This window comes from Alcanivorax sp. HI0083 (assembly GCF_001635175.1).
In genome coordinates, this window is record NZ_LWFX01001262.1 from 1 (window position 1) to 1,638 (window position 1,638).

At 57.8% G+C, this 1,638-nt stretch carries 2 protein-coding genes; both read right to left on the bottom strand.

The features are described 5' to 3' along the window. Window positions 1-217 precede the first annotated feature (217 nt). Window positions 218-376 carry a hypothetical protein gene (locus A3754_RS26725; RefSeq protein WP_156496967.1) on the bottom strand — a complete coding sequence of 53 codons (159 nt, stop codon included), beginning with the start codon at window positions 374-376 and terminating at the stop codon, window positions 218-220. A gap of 158 nt (window positions 377-534) precedes the next feature. After that, on the bottom strand, window positions 535-1,290 hold the full coding sequence (locus A3754_RS18520; protein ID WP_063519927.1) for a glutathione S-transferase N-terminal domain-containing protein: 756 nt from the start codon (window positions 1,288-1,290) through the stop codon (window positions 535-537). Window positions 1,291-1,638 lie beyond the last annotated feature (348 nt).

Here is a 1,638-nt window from a genome sequence, read left to right on the forward strand (position 1 = left end):
CTGGACAATGGCCATTGGCGAGGTGGGTTTCGTCTGGCAACGGACGAGCAGACCGCAACCCTGCTGTCGAAGCTGGTGAGCCGTTACGGAGAATAGCGGGGGAGGAGCGGTCAGCGGTTACTGCAAAGCGGGAAGGCGTAGCAGTAACCGGGCCCTAACTCTTTTCGGCAACCCTCGAAAAACCGGTAATGCCCAAGGTGATCAGAAGGCGATGTAATCAGTAAGCCTGTGGACGTGAGCGCTCCCGGCTTTCTTCTCCTTTCTCATCATCATGTCTGTGACGCTTGGCGTCTCGCTTGCGGCGCTCACGCTCTGCACGCTTGTGTTCTTCTTCCCACTCATTCGGGTCGTAGTCATCAAATTGGCGACGACTCATGGTGCCACTCTCTTTCCAACGTTAAAGGATACTTGCCGTTTTGCGGGTGCCACGAATGCAACCTGCCATTGGATATATAGCACTAAAAAGTGGGGTGTAGAAGGGGCAAGGGGCACCATTTATCGGTGCCCCGTCATCATTGCCAGGTAGTGCGGGGATCAGTCGCCGTAGGTCTGGTCCAGATAGTCGAGAATGGCTTCGGATTCGAACAGTTCCATGCCGGTATTCGGGTCTACCAGGTAGGGGACAGCGATTCTGCCGGCCCGGGCCAGCAGATCGACCCGGTTGCGTTGGCTGGGAGCATAGTCCATGTCGAGGCGCTTGCGCACTGCCGGCAGCACCCAGTCCTGCCATTGATCGCGGCCACACTGGCGAAGCAGGTAGGGCAGCTGCAGCTCGGTGAGACGTTCACGAACCAGGCGGGCAAAGGGTCTGGCTTCGAACGAATACAGTTCCAGTGGTTTTTCTGGCGCTCTACTGTCCAGGAAACGGATACCACGGCTGCCACGAGGGGCGGACGCTGCCATTGCGGCGGCTGTGCGCAAGCGAAGTTGCCAGCTTTTAGGGGCAGGGCGGCCACCGTATTGCTGATAGAGATACTCGATGATAGCGGCGGATTCATACAGGGCTTCGCCGGTGTTGGGGTCCATCAGATAGGGAAACTGCTGTTTACCTCCCAGCCGTTCTACCAGGGGGCGGTACCGGTCACCGCCTTTGGGGCAGGGGAACATCATCACGTCCAGATCCAGATCGGTTAGCGCTTCGCGAACCAGCCGGCAGAAGGGGCAGCCTTCCATGTCGTAGAGCTCCAGCGGCTCCTCCGGGCGGTTGCTGTGCCCTTTGCTGGCAATGCCCCGGCCCTGTTGAAGCGTGGAAGACAGCAGGGAACGGAAGACTTCTGTGCTGTGTGACATGGCGGATACTCCTGAAACGAATTGCCGCGACCTTAGCACGGGTGCACGGTCATTCATTGGCCGCACCGACATGATATTTTTCAATGACTTGCAGCCTTGCCCGTTCCGCTCACCGGCGCTGTTAACTCATGTCATTGAGACATTGGGGTGGCTGGGGCACTCTTGCCACCCTATACCGGGCTCCCAAGCCCTTCATAACCCGTCAGCAAACGCTGATACATGCCTGAGGCAAGAGGAAGGTTCCATGACCGAAGCCTATATCTATGATGCCATCCGTACTCCCCGTGGTCGGGGCAAGAAAGATGGCTCTTTGCATACGGTTAAGCCGCTGGATCTCGTAGTAGGCCT